The organism is Streptomyces sp. NPDC034084, from assembly GCF_055575535.1.
In genome coordinates, this window is the sequence record NZ_JBVISK010000008.1 from 172,690 (window position 1) to 185,841 (window position 13,152).

Annotated in this window: 11 protein-coding genes; 9 read left to right on the plus strand and 2 right to left on the minus strand. The window is 73.1% G+C overall.

Going from position 1 to position 13,152, the window contains the following annotated elements; all coding sequences use genetic code 11:
• Positions 1-63 precede the first annotated feature (63 nt).
• Together ACZ51I_RS27535 and ACZ51I_RS27540 are read left to right on the plus strand one after the other, a co-directional pair.
• Positions 64-249, plus strand: a complete 186-nt coding sequence (locus ACZ51I_RS27535) for a hypothetical protein (protein ID WP_468880925.1) — start codon at positions 64-66, stop codon at positions 247-249.
• 165 nt (positions 250-414) lie between these two features.
• Positions 415-912, plus strand: coding sequence for a GNAT family N-acetyltransferase (locus tag ACZ51I_RS27540; protein WP_468880928.1), 498 nt, complete (start codon positions 415-417; stop codon positions 910-912).
• Between the two features lie 40 nt (positions 913-952).
• Here the strand turns inward: ACZ51I_RS27540 and ACZ51I_RS27545 are convergent, their stop codons facing one another.
• On the minus strand, positions 953-4,264 hold the full coding sequence (locus ACZ51I_RS27545; RefSeq protein ID WP_468880929.1) for a S41 family peptidase: 3,312 nt from the start codon (positions 4,262-4,264) through the stop codon (positions 953-955).
• Between the two features lie 192 nt (positions 4,265-4,456).
• Between ACZ51I_RS27545 and ACZ51I_RS27550 the strand changes: the two genes are divergently transcribed.
• Together ACZ51I_RS27550 and ACZ51I_RS27555 are read left to right on the plus strand one after the other, a co-directional pair.
• Positions 4,457-5,029: a TetR/AcrR family transcriptional regulator gene (locus ACZ51I_RS27550; RefSeq protein WP_468880932.1), complete on the plus strand. Its 573-nt coding sequence runs from the start codon at positions 4,457-4,459 to the stop codon at positions 5,027-5,029.
• 89 nt (positions 5,030-5,118) lie between these two features.
• The gene (locus ACZ51I_RS27555) at positions 5,119-7,296 is read left to right on the plus strand and encodes an MMPL family transporter (RefSeq protein ID WP_468880935.1); all 2,178 of its coding nucleotides are present in this window, start codon (positions 5,119-5,121) and stop codon (positions 7,294-7,296) included.
• A 56-nt stretch (positions 7,297-7,352) separates the two neighbouring features.
• Here the strand turns inward: ACZ51I_RS27555 and ACZ51I_RS27560 are convergent, their stop codons facing one another.
• Entirely contained in the window at positions 7,353-7,712 is a 360-nt protein-coding gene (locus ACZ51I_RS27560; RefSeq protein ID WP_468880937.1) for an SsgA family sporulation/cell division regulator, read from the minus strand.
• A 201-nt stretch (positions 7,713-7,913) separates the two neighbouring features.
• Between ACZ51I_RS27560 and ACZ51I_RS27565 the strand changes: the two genes are divergently transcribed.
• The 5 genes from ACZ51I_RS27565 (at position 7,914) to ACZ51I_RS27585 (ending at position 13,134) form a co-directional block, all read left to right on the plus strand.
• Complete coding sequence (locus ACZ51I_RS27565; RefSeq protein ID WP_468880939.1) at positions 7,914-8,942, plus strand: energy-coupling factor ABC transporter permease; 1,029 nt, start codon at positions 7,914-7,916, stop codon at positions 8,940-8,942.
• Position 8,943: 1 nt separating this feature from the next.
• Positions 8,944-9,705, plus strand: coding sequence for a cobalt ECF transporter T component CbiQ (gene cbiQ, locus ACZ51I_RS27570; RefSeq protein ID WP_468880941.1), 762 nt, complete (start codon positions 8,944-8,946; stop codon positions 9,703-9,705).
• Positions 9,702-10,442: an energy-coupling factor ABC transporter ATP-binding protein gene (locus tag ACZ51I_RS27575; RefSeq protein ID WP_468880944.1), complete on the plus strand. Its 741-nt coding sequence runs from the start codon at positions 9,702-9,704 to the stop codon at positions 10,440-10,442. Before cbiQ ends, ACZ51I_RS27575 begins: the two co-directional genes overlap by 4 nt.
• A gap of 294 nt (positions 10,443-10,736) precedes the next feature.
• On the plus strand, positions 10,737-11,939 hold the full coding sequence (locus ACZ51I_RS27580) for a serine hydrolase domain-containing protein (RefSeq protein ID WP_468880947.1): 1,203 nt from the start codon (positions 10,737-10,739) through the stop codon (positions 11,937-11,939).
• 136 nt (positions 11,940-12,075) lie between these two features.
• Entirely contained in the window at positions 12,076-13,134 is a 1,059-nt protein-coding gene (locus ACZ51I_RS27585; protein WP_468880949.1) for an ArsR family transcriptional regulator, read from the plus strand.
• Positions 13,135-13,152 lie beyond the last annotated feature (18 nt).

Sequence of the window (13,152 nt, forward strand, 5' to 3'; positions counted from 1 at the left end):
CTGGTCGAGGCCGGAGGGGCAGACCGCCCCCGGCGCCCCACACACTTCTAGGAGTGAACTTTCATGGGCATGCAAGACCAGTTCAAGGACAAGGCGGAGCAGCTCAAGGAGCAGGCCAAGCAGGCCGCGGGCAAGGCGAAGGACCAGGCGTCCGAGCGTGCCTCCAAGGGCCGCGGGCGCCCCGAAGAGGAGACCCGCCGGGCTCGGCCGGACAGCCAGGACCGTCTGGAGCAGGACTACGACGTCTGACGTCGCCCGTCCTTGACGGAGGCGCACCCGGGAGACCGGGTGCGCCTTCGCGCGTGCCCGGCGGTCCCGGGGCGGGCCCGAGTGCGCTTCGTGCGTGGCGCCCCCGCGCGATCTTGGCTCGTTACTCACGCGCGCGCGTCGCCGGATCTTCGTACGGTGGCGCCCATGGCCGTACTTGAGCGACTGCGATCCGATCACGCCCCCGCCCTGCTCGCCTTCGAGCGGGAGAACCGGGGGTACTTCGCCGCCTCCGTGCCCGACCGGGGGGACGCGTACTTCACCGACTTCGAGGCGCGGCACCGGGCGCTGCTCGACGAGCAGGAGACCGGGACGATCCTCTTCCACGTCCTCGTGGGGGAGGGAGGGGAGATACTCGGGCGCTTCAACCTGGTCGACGTCGCCGACGGGGGCGCCGAACTCGGGTACCGGGTCGCCGAGAAGGCCACCGGGCGCGGGGTGGCGACGGCCGGAGTGCGGGAGCTGTGCCGGATGGCGCGGGAGGAGTACGGGCTGAGCCGGCTGACCGCCGTCACGACCCTCGACAACGCGGGGTCGAGGGCCGTGCTCGGGCGGGTCGGGTTCGGCGCGGTCGGGAGCGTGACGCTCGACGGGCAGGCCGGCGCCGCCTACGAGCTGGACCTGGGGGAGCTGATCCCCGCGTAGGGCCCGTCCGGCGGATCAGGGCCGGACAGGCCGTGGCTGCCTACGCGTCCGGCCTCGGGGGCAGTTTCGGGCGGGAGCGGTCGGGGAGGGCCTCGTAGCCCGGGGGGCTCGCCGCCGGGGTCTTGTCGAGCAGTGCGAGGGCGACGTGGACCGCGTCGTCGAGCTGGGCGTGCCGTCCCTCGGCCCAGTCGAGGGGGGTGCGCAGGACCGCGAGGTCGGGTTCGACGCCGTGGTTCTCCAGGGACCAGCCGTACTCGGGGAACCAGGCCGCGTTCATCGGCACGGTGATCTGGGTGCCGTCGCCGAGCCGGTGGCGGCCGGTCATGCCGACGACCCCGCCCCAGGTGCGCTGCCCGACGACCGGGCCGAGGCCGAGGAGCTTGAAGGCGGCGGTGATCATGTCGCCGTCGGAGGAGGTGGCCTCGTCGGCGAGGGCGACGACGGGGCCGCGCGGGGCGTTGGAGGCGTAGCTGACGGGCTGGGCGTTCCGGGTGAGGTCCCAGCCGAGGATCTTCCGGGTCAGTTTCTCTATGACCAGTTCGCTGATGTTGCCGCCGGCGTTGCCGCGGACGTCGACGATGAGGGCCGGCCGGGAGACCTCCATGCGCAGGTCCCGGTTGAACTGGGCCCAGCCGGAGCCGCCCATGTCGGGGATGTGGAGGTAGCCGCAGCGCCCGCCGCTGACCTCCCGCACCACCGCACGGCGTTTGGCGACCCAGTCCTGGTAGCGCAGGGGGCGCTCGTCGATGAGCGGGACGACGGCGACGCGGCGGGCGCGCCCCTCGCCCTCGGCGGGGGTGAAGGTGAGCTCGACGGTGGTGCCGCCGGTGCCGGAGAGCAGCGGGTAGGGGCCGGTGACCGGGTCCACGGGGCGGCCGTCGACGTGGGTGAGGACGGCGCCCTCGCGGATGCCGGTGCCGGCGAGCGGGGAGCGGGCCTTGGAGTCGGAGGACTCGCCGGGCAGGATCCGCTTCACGGTCCAGCCGGCCTCCCGGGGCACGAGGTTGGCGCCGAGCAGGCCCATCGGCCGCTGGTAGTGCGGGGGTCCTTCGTTGCGGCGGGCGGGGGTGACGTACGCGTGCGAGGTGCCCAGTTCGCCCATCACCTCGCGGAGCAGGTCGGCGAACTCGTCGGGGGACGCGACCCGTTCGACGAGCGGACGGTACTGGTCGAGGACGGCCTTCCAGTCGACCCCGCCCATGCCGGGCTCCCAGAAGTAGGCGCGGACGATCCGGCCGGCCTCGTCGAAGGCCTGCCGCCACTCGGCGCCCGGGTCGATCTCGTGCAGGATGCGCCGCAGGTCCAGGTAGACGGTGGAGTCGCCGTCGCCGGACTCGGTGGCGGGCACGGCCCGCAGTTCTCCCTCGTCGGCGAGGACGAGCCGGGTGCCGTCGCCGCTGACCGCGAACCAGTCGAGGTCCTTGGCGAGTTCGCTCTTGCGGGCCTTGGTGATGGAGAAGTGCTCCAGGGTCGGCTTGCCGGAGGTGTCCGCCGGGTTGGCGAAGGTCTCGCCGAGCGCGCCCGAGATGGGCCAGCGCAGCCAGACCAGGCCGCCGCCGCTGACCGGGTGCAGCGCCGAGTACTTGGAGGCGGCGACCGGGAAGGGCGTCACCCGGTCGGGGAGCCCCTCGATCTCGACGGTGACCGTGCCGTCGCCGGTCTCGGTGTCGTCGTCGGCGGGGTCGAGGCCGCCCGCCGCCGGGCGCCCGTCGGGGAGCAGCGCGAAGGGGGAGGGCGTGGCGGAGGAGAGCGGGACGAGGTAGGGGCGGCAGCCGAGCGGGAAGGACAGGTCGCCGGTGTGCACGTCGTACACCGGGTCGAAGCCGCGCCAGGAGAGGAAGGCGAGGTAGCGGCCGTCCCGGGTGAAGACCGGGTTCTCGTCCTCGAAGCGCCCGTTGGTGACGTCGACGACGGTGCGGGCGCCGGGGCCGGAGATCCGCGCCATCTTGATGGAGCGCAGGGAGCGACCGATGCCCGGGTGGGACCAGGTCAGCCAGTCGCCGTCGGGGGAGAAGGCGAGGTCGCGGACCGGTCCGTTGACGGACCTGATCAGCTCGGTGACCTCGCCGTTGGAGTCCTCCGTCGCGTCGAGGAGGAGGAGCCGGCCGTCGTGGGAGGCGATCGCGAGCCGCTCGCCGTCGGGGTCGGAGACCAGCTCCTCGACCCGGCCTAGCTCGCCCGAGGCGAGCCTGCGGGGCGGCCGGTCGCCACTGGCGCGCGGCAGATAGGCGACCTCGACGGCGTCCTCGCCGTCGGCGTCGGTGACGTACGCGACCTGGCCGCCGCTGCCGAGCATCTCGGGGAGCCTGACGCGGACGCCGGGGGTGTCGATGATGGTGCGGGCGGGGCCGTCGCGGTGGGTCAGCCAGTAGAGGCTGCCGCGCACGGAGACGGCGGAGGCCCGGCCGGTCTCGTCGACGGAGACCGCGTCGACGTGGTGGGCGGCCGGCACCTGGTAGGAGCGGCGGCCGACGCGCTGGCCGCCGAGCCGCACCTCCAGCCTGCGGGGGCGGGAGTCGGGGGTGAGGGCGTCGACGACCCACAGGTCGCCCGCGCACTGGTAGACGACGCGGTGCCCGTCGGTCGAGGCGTGCCGGGCGTAGAAGTCGTCGTGGTCGGTGTGGCGGCGCAGGTCGGTGCCGTCGGGCAGGCAGGAGTAGAGGTTGCCGACGCCCTCGTGGTCGGAGAGGAAGGCGATCCGGCCGTCGACGACCATGGCGCAGTCGAGGTGGCCGCCGATGTCGGGCAGGAGCCGCTCCCCGTGGAGCCAGAGGCGGCCGGTGGCGCCGCCCAGGTACCGCTTCCAGGCGGCCGGCTCGTGCGGCGGCTTCCCGGTGAGGAGGAGGGTGCGGCGCTCGCCGTGCCCGCCGGAGCTCGTGCAGATGCCGGGGTCGTCGGTGACGGCGACGTCGGACACCGGCCCCCAGGGCATGCGGAGGCCGGGGGAGCCGTCGGTGGGGACGGTGTAGCCCCAGGAGTAGTACGAGAAGGGCTGCCCGTGCGAGGAGACGGCGAGGATGTCGGAGCGGCCGTCCTTGTCGGGGGGCGTCCAGCCGCAGACCCGGGTGTCGGTGGAACCCCAGTAGGTGAGCCGCCGGGCGGGGCCGCCACCGATGGGGACGAGGTGGATCTCGGGATCGAGGCTGCGCCAGTTCGTGTACGCGATGTGCCGCCCGTCCGGCGAGAAGCGCGGGTGCCCGACCCGCGTCCGGTCGACCGTGAGGCGCCAGGCCCGGCCGGGGCGGTGGCCCTCGGGGACGAGCGGGGCGATCCACAGGTCGTCCTCGGCGGCGAAGCACAGCAGGTCGTCGTGGAGGTGCGGAAAACGGAGATACGCGACGTCGTCACTCACCTCCCCATGTTTTCCGCGCGGACGGGGTGAGGCAACTCGTATGTGTGAACGGGCGTCCTGTGGGGTGTCCGTGTCGTCTGCCCCGGGGGTGGCCGCGTGTGGCCCAGGACACGTACGAAACGGTTTCGTTTCGATGACGGCGGGGGTATCTTCGTACTGTACGAAACCGTTTCGTTCGGATCGGAGCCCGGCATGGCACGCAGCAGACTCACTCCCGAGCGGGAGTCCGAGCTGTACGGAGCCGTGCTCGACCTCCTCCGCGAGGTCGGCTACGACGCCCTCACCATGGACGCCGTCGCCGCCCGCACCCGCTCCAGCAAGGCCACCCTCTACCGCCAGTGGGGGAGCAAGCCGCAACTCGTCGCCAGGGCGATGCGCCACAACAAGCCGGTCAGTCTCACCGAGATCGACACCGGCTCGCTGCGCGGCGACTTCCACGCCCTGATGGAGCGGACCGACGACTGCCAGATGGAGAAGGACTCCGCGCTGATGCGGGGCCTCGCCCATGCCGTCCACGACAACCCCGAACTGCTCCAGGCCCTGCGCGAGCTGCTCGTCGAACCCGAGATGAACGGCCTCGACGACGTGCTGGGCCGCGCGGTCCGCAGAGGCGAGATCGACGGCGCCAACCCTGCGCTCAAGCTCGTCCCGCACATGCTCATCGGCGCGTTCATCGCTCGCCCTCTCATCGACGACCAGCCGGTCGACCGCGCCTTCCTCGCCTCGTACATCGACGCCGTCGTGCTCCCCTCACTCGGCGTCTGACCCACCCCGCACCACCTGACGCGTACCGCTCACGCCGTCGGGCCGGCTCCCCATGCCCTGTCCCGCCCCACACCTGGGAGTACGCCCCCGTGGCCACGTTCCTCTACAAGTTGGGCCGCACCGCCTTCCGGCGCCGACGGCTCGTCGCCCTCCTCTGGGTGGCGCTCCTCGCGCTCGCCGGCGTCGGTGCCGCCACCGCGCCCACCCCGACCTCCAGCTCCTTCTCCATACCCGGCACCGAGGCCCAGCGCGCCTTCGACCTGCTCGAAGAGCGCTTCCCGGGCGCCGGAGCCGACGGAGCCACCGCCCGCGTCGTCTTCAAGGCCCCCGAGGGCGAGAAGATGACCGACCCGGCGCACAAGGCCGTCGTCGAGGAGACCGTCGCCGCGCTCCGGTCCGGCTCGGACCAGATCGTCTCGGTCACCGACCCGTACACCGCGCACGCCGTCTCGAAGAACGGCTCCACCGCCTACGTCTCGGTCTCCTACAAGGTCAACGCCATGGAGCTGACCGAGGAGACGCGCGAGGCGCTGAAGCAGGCCGGGCACGGCGCGCAGGGCAAGGGGCTGACCGTCGAGGTCGGCGGCGACGCCCTCCAGACCATGCCCGAGCAGGGCGCGAGCGAGGCCATCGGCATCGTCCTCGCCGGCATCGTCCTCGTCATCACCTTCGGCTCGCTCGTCGCCGCCGGACTCCCGCTGCTCACCGCGATCATCGGCGTCGGCATCGGCGTCTCCTCGATCAGCGCGCTCGCGAACGTCCTCGACCTCGGCACCACCACCTCGACGCTCGCGTCGATGATCGGCCTCGCCGTCGGCATCGACTACGCCCTCTTCATCGTCTCCCGCTACCGCGCGGAGCTCGCCGAGGGCCGCGACCGCGAGGACGCCGCCGGCCGCGCGGTCGGCACGGCCGGCTCCGCCGTCGTCTTCGCCGGACTCACCGTCGTCATCGCCCTGGTCGGCCTGGCCGTCGTCAACATCCCGATGCTGACGAAGATGGGCTTCGCCGCCGCCGCCACGGTCGTGATCGCCGTACTGATCGCGCTCACCCTGATCCCCGCCCTGCTCGGCTTCGCCGGGAACAAGGTCGTCGGCCGCAAGCAGCGCAAGGCCGCGAACGGCGCCGAGGGCGCCGCGAAGGCGGCCGACAAGCCCAACGGCGGCACCCGCTGGGCCCGGTTCGTCATCCGCCGTCCCGTGATGGTGCTGCTCGCCGGCGTGTTCGGCCTCGGGGCGATCGCGCTGCCCGCCGCCTCCCTGAAGATGGGCCTCCCCGACGACGGCGTGAAGCCCACCTCCACCTCCGAGCGCCGGGCGTACGACGCGCTGTCCGACGGCTTCGGCCCCGGCTTCAACGGCCCGCTGCTCGTCGTCGTGGACGGCGACAAGGCGACCGCCGACCGGACGGTCTCCACGATCAAGGGCCTCGACGGCTGGGCGGCCGTCACCCCGGCGACGCCGAACAAGGCCGGCGACGCCGCGATGATCACCGTGGTCCCGAAGGACCGGCCGTCCTCGGTCGAGACCGAGAACCTGGTCCACGACATCCGGGACGCCACCGGCGACGACGTCCTCGTCACCGGCGCCACCGCCCTGAACATCGACTTCTCGCAGAAGATGAACGACGCCCTGGTGCCCTATCTGGCCCTCGTCGTCGGCCTCGCCTTCGTCCTGCTGACCCTGGTCTTCCGCTCGGTCCTCGTCCCCCTGAAGGCGGCCCTCGGCTTCCTGCTCTCGGTGGTCGCGGCGCTCGGCGCGGTCGTCGCGGTCTTCCAGTGGGGCTGGCTCGGCAGCCTCTTCGGGGTCGAGCAGACCGGCCCGATCATGTCGATGATGCCGATCTTCATGGTGGGCGTCGTCTTCGGCCTCGCGATGGACTACGAGGTCTTCCTCGTGACCCGGATGCGCGAGGCGTACGTGCACGGCGAGCGGCCCGGTGAGGCCATCGTGACCGGCTTCCGGCACAGCGCCCGGGTGGTCACCGCCGCCGCGGTGATCATGATCGCGGTCTTCTCCGGCTTCATCGGCATGACCGACCAGATGATCAAGATGATCGGCTTCGGTCTCGCCGTCGCGGTCCTCTTCGACGCCTTCGTGGTCCGGATGGCGATCGTCCCGGCCGTCCTCGCCCTGCTCGGCCACAAGGCCTGGTGGCTGCCGAAGTGGCTGGACCGGATCCTGCCGAACGTGGACGTCGAGGGCGAAGGTCTCGCGAAGTCCACCGGTGGGTCCGGCCCCGCGAAGCCGGACCTCGTGAAGGTCTGACTCCCGGCCAGGTGTGACCTCGTGGAGGTCTGACGCAAGGCCTCTTCCGTACGCCGTCAGTGTGTCGTCATCGACGTACTGGCGGCGTACGTGTGCTTCAGGAAGCGGATCAGGGCCGCGGTGTCGAACTGCACGACCGTCACCCCGTCGTCCTCGTGGAGCTCCACGACCGTCTGCACCCGGCCGCAGGGCCAGACGCCGATGTCGCCTCGGCGGGTCGGGGTGCGCAGCCCCTTCTCCAGGAGCGCGCGGGGGAAGGACCACTCGACGGAGCCGGGGAAGACGAAGCGGACGGTGGCGGGGGAGAAGTCGGGGTCGTAGCGGAGGGCCACGGGGACGGGCCGCGAGAGGGGCGCGTCGCTGATGATCCGTCCCTTGGCATGGTCGTCGACTGCGCGAACGTCTGCGGCGGCCATGAGGGGCTCCTCCCAGTTTGTCCTCTTATCGACTGATCTCTTCCTCTTCTTCCCGTCGTGGACGCGGTGCATGCCTGCCGGGCCACGGGTGTGCGCGGGGTCACGTACGGCACGGGCGGCCCCGTGCGCCCGTGCGCGCCGCCGTCCTGTGACCCATGCGCTCTTGCAACCCATTCGCAGGAGCGCCTTATCATTTCGGACGTGCATGTACCTGACGGATTCATCAACGCCCCCGTATCGGCCGCCGCCGGTGTCGTCGCCGCCGGCGCCGTCGCCGTCAGCCTGCGCGGAGCCCGCCGCGAGCTGGACGAGCGGACCGCGCCGCTGGCCGGCCTCGTCGCCGCCTTCATCTTCGCCGTCCAGATGCTGAACTTCCCGGTCGCCGCCGGGACCAGCGGCCACCTCCTCGGAGGTGCGCTCGCCGCGATCCTCGTCGGGCCCTGGACCGGCGTCCTGTGCATCGCCGTCGTCCTGCTCATGCAGGGCATCCTCTTCGCCGACGGCGGTCTCACCGCCCTCGGCGTGAACATCACGGTCATGGGCGTCGTCACCGTCGTCGTGGCCTACGCGCTCTTCCGCGGCCTGGTCCTCGTCCTGCCGCGCACCCGCCGCTCCGTGACCGTGGCCTCGTTCGCCGCCGCGCTCGTCTCCGTGCCGGCCGCGGCCGCCGTCTTCACCCTCATCTACGCGATCGGCGGCACCACCGACGTCCCCGTCTCCAGGGTCCTCACGGCCATGGTCGGCGTGCACGTCCTCATCGGCGTCGGCGAGGCCGTCATCACCATGCTGACCGTCGGCGCCGTCGTCGCCGTCCGCCCCGACCTCGTGTACGGCGCGCGCGGCCTCACCGCCCCGCTCAAGCTCCGCGTCGACGGCGAACTGGTCGACGCCGCCCCCGCCGCCGCCCCTGCGGCCGCCGGCTCCCCGAGGAAGCTGTGGATCGGCGGCGTGGTCACCGCCCTCGTCCTCGCCGGCTTCGTCTCCTTCTACGCCTCCGCCAGCCCCGACGGCCTGGAGAAGGTCGCCGCCGACAAGGGCATCGACAAGAACGTCGAGGAGCACGCCGCCGCGGACTCCCCGCTCGCCGACTACGGCGTCAAGGGCATCGAGGCCCCCCGGCTCTCCGGCGGCCTCGCCGGCGCGATCGGCGTCGGCGCGACCCTCGCCGTCGGCACCGGCGCCTTCTGGGTCGTCCGCCGCCGCAGGACCGCCGCCGCCGTGGAGGCGTGACATGGGGGCGGGGCACGCGCACAAGCTCTACCGGCACGCCACGTCGCCGGTCCACGAGCTGCCCCCGCACACCAAGCTCGCCGCCGTCCTCGGCTTCGTCGTGGTCGTCGTCTCGACGCCCCGCGAGGCCGTCTGGGCCTTCGCTCTCTACGCCGTGCTCCTCGCGGCCGTCGCGGCGAAGGCCCGGATCCCGGCCGGCTTCCTGCTGAAGCGGCTGCTCATCGAGATCCCGTTCGTCGCCTTCGCGCTGCTCATGCCGTTCGTGGTCCCCGGTGAGCAGACCACGGTCCTCGGGGTGTCGCTGAGCGTCCCCGGCCTGTGGGGCGCCTGGAACGTCCTGGCCAAGGGCACCCTCGGCGTCGCCGCCTCCGTGCTCCTCGCCTCCACCACCGAGCTGCGGGCCCTGATCCTCGGCCTCCAGCGGCTGAAGCTCCCGCCGCTGCTCGTCCAGATCGCCTCGTTCATGATCCGGTACGGCGACGTCATCACCGACGAGATGCGCCGCATGTCCGTCGCCCGCCGCTCACGCGGCTTCGAGGCGAAGGGCGTCCGCCACTGGGGCGTCCTCGCCAAGTCCGCCGGTGCGCTCTTCATCCGCTCGTACGAGCGCGGCGAACGCGTCCACCTCGCCATGGTCAGCCGCGGCTACAGCGGCACCATGCCGGTCATCGACGAGGTGACCGCCACCCGCGCCCAGTGGGCGCGCGCTGCCGCGCTGCCGCTCTCCGCCCTCCTGATCTGCCTCCTGGGATGGACCCTATGACCGCCTCGCTGGAAGTGCGCGGACTCGCGTACGCGTACCCCGACGGCCACCAGGCCCTCTTCGGTGTCGACCTGACCGTCGGGCGCGGCGAACGGGTCGCCCTCCTCGGCCCCAACGGCGCCGGCAAGACCACTCTCGTCCTCCACCTCAACGGCATCCTCGCCGGTGGCGCGGGCACCGTCACCGTCGCCGGGATGCCCGTCGGCAAGAAGCACATGGCCGAGATCCGGCGCAAGGTCGGCATCGTCTTCCAGGACCCGGACGACCAGCTGTTCATGCCGACCGTCCGCGAGGACGTGGCCTTCGGCCCGGCGGCGGCCGGCGTGCGGGGCGCCGAGCTGGAAGCCGTCGTGGGGAAGGCCCTCGCGCGGGTCGGCATGGCGGAGTTCGCCGACCGGCCCCCGCACCACCTCTCCTTCGGGCAGCGCCGCCGGGTCGCCGTCGCGACGGTCCTCGCCATGGAGCCGGAGATCCTCGTCCTCGACGAGCCGTCGTCCAACCTGGACCCGGCCTCGCGCCGCGAGCTCGCCGACATCCTCCGGGCGCTGGACGTCACCGTCCTGATGGTCACCCATGACCTGCCGTACGCCCTGGAGCTCTGCCCGCGCTCGGTGATCCTCAGCGAGGGCGTGATCGCCGCCGACGGGCCGACCGCCGGGATCCTCGCCGACGAGGAGCTGATGGCCCGGCACCGCCTGGAGCTGCCGTTCGGCTTCGTACCGAGCTCCGTCGGCTGATCCGGGCGGTCCGACTGGTCCGACCGGTCGCATCTGCCGGTGGGTCGCGCCGGCACGCTCCGGGACGGCCAGCTCACCGCGCAGGGGATGTACTTCGGCATCCTCAACCCGGGCCCTCCCCCCTCGTTCGACAACGCGATCACCCCGCGGCACCGGTAAGTACGAGAAGGCCCGTGGCTCGGTCCACGCCGACACGATCGCTGCGGGCACGAGGCGCTTCACGATCCACCTCGTCTGACGGCACCGGACGTCCACCCGACCCCGGAATCCGGCCTTCTCCCCTCACGTTGCACCATGGGAGCCGGTCGTACGAAAGGATGTGTGGGTCAGGTGGACGTCCAGGGCACGGTGGCGGCGGGCTGGGAGCCGGTCAGGGACGCGTTCCTGCGCAACTTCGAGCAGCGGGGCGAGCGCGGCGCCGCCGTCGCCGTCCACCGGGACGGCGTCAAGGTCGTCGACCTGTGGGCGGGGACCAAGGACGTCGACGGCGACGTCATGTGGTCCGAAGACACCGCCCAGATCGTCCGCTCGGCCACCAAGGGCGTCGCCGCCGCCGTCCCCCTCCTCCTGCACCAGCGCGGGCAGCTCGACCTGGACGCCCCCGTGGCCTCGTACTGGCCCGAGTTCAAGGCCCACGGCAAGGAGCGCGTGACCGTACGCCAGCTCCTCGCCCACCGGGCCGGGGTGCCCGTCCTCGACCGGCCGCTCAGCCTCGCCGAGGCCGTCGACCGGGACACGGCGACGGCCGCGATCGCCGCCCAGGCCCCCGTCTGGGAGCCCGGCACCGCCCACGGCTACCACGCCCACACCTTCAGCTGGCTGCTCTCCGGCCTGGTCCACCGGGTCACCGGCCGCACCATCGGCCGCTGGGTCGCCGAGGAGATCGCCGGCCCCCTCGGCCTCGACCTGTGGATCGGCCTGCCCGACGCCGAGACCCACCGGGTCGGCCGGCTCGGCCACGTCGAGGAGGTCGACCCGCCCGGCGGCGGCGCGCTCAGGCTCCGCCCCAAGCGCTCCGTCACCGAGGCCTACCAGGACCCGGACTCCCTCACCCGGCGCGCCTTCGGCGTCATCGACCCCAAGCCCGACGAGAACGACCCCGTCTACCGGGCCGCCGAACTGCCCGGCTCGGCGGGCGTCGCCACCGCCCGCGCCCTCGCCCGCTTCTACGCCGCCACCCTCGGCCCCGTCGACGGCGCCGCACGCCTCTTCGCCCCCGCCACCCTCACCCTCGCCCGCACCGAGGAGTCGGCGGGCCCGGACAAGGTGCTGGTCGTCGGCACGCGCTTCGGCCTCGGGCACATGCTGCACGGCCCGGCCTCCCCGCTCCTCGGCCCCTCCTCCTTCGGGCACCCCGGCCGCGGCGGCTCCCTCGGCTTCGCCGACCCGGACGCCGGGATCGCCTTCGGGTACGTCACCAACGGCATGCGCAAGACGGTCACGGCCGACCCGCGGGCCCAGGCCCTGGTGCGGGCGGTGGCGTCGGTGACGGGCTGAGCGTCCTCCCCGGACGATGAATCGCCGCCGGCGCCCGACGACTTGACATTGTGAGCGCTCGCGGGGCAGTTCCCCGGCCGGCCGGCCGATACCGTGTGCCCGCTCCACACGACCGGTGGGGCGGGCGCGGGGGTGCGTGGTGATCGAGATTCCGCTGCGGCGGTCCGGATACGGAACGGTCCGGATCGCCGACAGCCGGCTCTGGGAGACGTACGGCAGCATCGGGCTGCTCTCCTCACGGCGTGGGCTCGCGCCCTGGCCGTACACCAACTGGGACCGGGCGGCCCGCCGTTCGCTGACCCGGGCCGAGGTGACCATCCCGGGCTGGCTCGTCCATCTGTACCGCTCCCGCGGCGGCGCCCTCCCCTCGTTCCTCCTCGTCGTCCCCTGCGCGTCCCGGGGCGACCTGACGGCGGACCTCGCGGCCCTCGCCGCCGTCCCCCCGGCCCGCGTCCGGGAGGAGCTGGAGCAGTGGTTCCCGCAGGGCGTCCCCGCCGAGGTACGACCCCTGTACGCGGATCCGCGGGCCCGTCTCGCCGAGCTCCGCGAGTTCCTGCCCCGGTACTGGCGGGCGGCCCTGGAGCCGTACGCGGCGCCCTTACGGGTCGCGACCGAGGAGGACATCCTGCTGCGCGCCCGGATCCTCGCCACCCAGGGTCCCGAGCGGCTGCTCGGCTCCCTGCGCGGGCGCCGGCTCTCCCGGCACGGTGACGTCCTCAGGCTGCACGGCACGGGGGCGAGCGGCCGGACCCCGGCGCCGGACGTCTCCCGGCTCGTCCTCGTCCCCCTGGTGTTCGGCAGGGGAGCCCCGTATTCCGCGTCCGCCCCGGACGGCACGACCGCCGTCGCCTACCAGGCCGAGGGGGCCGCCGTCCTGCTCGGGGAGACGGCGCCGCCGGGCCGGCGCGGTCTCGCCGAGGGGCCCGCGCGGGGGGACCGCCTGGAGATCCTGCTCGGCCGCAGCCGGGCCGGCGTCGTCCGCGGCCTCGCCGCACCCACCACCACCTCGGACCTGGCCGCCTCGCTGGGCCTCGCCCCGAGCACGGTCTCCGAGCACCTCACCGCCCTGGTCGCCGCGGGCGTGGTGCGGCGCCGCAGGGACGGCGTACGCGTGCTGTACGAACTGGACGACGCGGGTGTCGCGCTGCTCCGGCACATGGACGACCGGCGTAGGGTCAACGCGCCGGAGAAGTAAACCAGTTGAAACCGGGAG

What these genes read in the sequence shown, in the direction of transcription:
- ACZ51I_RS27535 (WP_468880925.1), top strand. Translation starts at nt 64, where the DNA reads ATGGGCATGCAAGACCAGTTCAAGGACAAGGCGGAGCAGCTCAAGGAG.
- ACZ51I_RS27540 (WP_468880928.1), top strand. Translation starts at nt 415, where the DNA reads ATGGCCGTACTTGAGCGACTGCGATCCGATCACGCCCCCGCCCTGCTC.
- ACZ51I_RS27550 (WP_468880932.1), top strand. Translation starts at nt 4,457, where the DNA reads ATGGCACGCAGCAGACTCACTCCCGAGCGGGAGTCCGAGCTGTACGGA.
- ACZ51I_RS27560 (WP_468880937.1), bottom strand. Translation starts at nt 7,712, where the DNA reads ATGGCCGCCGCAGACGTTCGCGCAGTCGACGACCATGCCAAGGGACGG.
- cbiQ (WP_468880941.1), top strand. Translation starts at nt 8,944, where the DNA reads ATGGGGGCGGGGCACGCGCACAAGCTCTACCGGCACGCCACGTCGCCG.
- ACZ51I_RS27575 (WP_468880944.1), top strand. Translation starts at nt 9,702, where the DNA reads ATGACCGCCTCGCTGGAAGTGCGCGGACTCGCGTACGCGTACCCCGAC.
- ACZ51I_RS27580 (WP_468880947.1), top strand. Translation starts at nt 10,737, where the DNA reads ATGGGAGCCGGTCGTACGAAAGGATGTGTGGGTCAGGTGGACGTCCAG.